Annotated in this window: 1 pseudogene; it reads left to right on the top strand. The window is 65.0% G+C overall.

The features are described 5' to 3' along the window. Positions 1-294, top strand: a pseudogene (locus EN859_RS37085) (mechanosensitive ion channel family protein); the annotation flags it as partial.

Here is a 294-nt window from a genome sequence, read left to right as displayed (position 1 = left end):
CTCGAGCCACGCCTGCCCAACTGGCGGCTGATCCCGATTGCGACCGGTCCGGCGCGCTGGCTCGTTGGTCTGGCAACGGCAATGGCCATCGTATTGGGCCTCAACTACTTCCTGTCGGTAGTCAACGAGAAGATGGGGTCGCCGCTTTCGCTGACGATCGCCAGGAGTTTCGTCGCCACCATCATCGTCGGCGTCATCCTGATCCTGATGGGGTTGCTGCGGCCGTTCAGGGCGGCCGACGGTTCATGGCGCCCGTGGCCGGCTTGGCTTCGCTTCATCGCCATCGGGCTCGGC

The sequence above is a fragment of the Mesorhizobium sp. M00.F.Ca.ET.216.01.1.1 genome (genome assembly GCF_004010325.2).
In the GTDB taxonomy this organism is placed as follows: Bacteria; Pseudomonadota; Alphaproteobacteria; order Rhizobiales; family Rhizobiaceae; genus Mesorhizobium.
This window is presented reverse-complemented; position numbering and strand designations above follow the sequence as displayed.